The following is a 375-nucleotide window of genomic DNA, read 5'->3' as shown; positions in this document are numbered from 1 at the left end:
TACAAACGGGAATGCGAATTGGTAAGGTTTAACATCATTACCTTTCAGTTTATTGTCACCAATCAGTAAAGTATCCTTGTTGACGATACGTTTTGCTTCTACGAACATCAAAGAGTCATTTCTAGTTCTGCCTAAGAAGTTTCCTGACATTGTATCCTTGTCTTCGCTGTATTCACGACCTTTCAGGATGAAGTAAGTCGGAACGTTCAAATCACCATTTGCATTGTTTGCTGCTGTGTCAATCCACAGTTTGAAGTCTGCTTCACCGTAAGAAGCTTTCAAACCGTCTGCGCTGATACGACGGAAGATAGCTGCGCTGTCGGTTCCCATTGTCAACATATCTTCGCGACCGTCTGTCTTGATGTTATACCAACC

Annotated in this window: 1 protein-coding gene; it reads right to left on the bottom strand. The window is 42.4% G+C overall.

Annotated elements, in window-relative coordinates:
* On the bottom strand, positions 1-375 hold a 375-nt coding region (locus DW103_RS18145; RefSeq protein WP_199653031.1), incomplete at both ends, for a hypothetical protein.

This window comes from Parabacteroides sp. AM08-6 (assembly GCF_003473295.1).
GTDB lineage: Bacteria > Bacteroidota > Bacteroidia > Bacteroidales > Tannerellaceae > Parabacteroides.
Note: the sequence above shows the minus strand (reverse complement) of the source record. Positions and strands in the feature narration are given on the sequence as shown.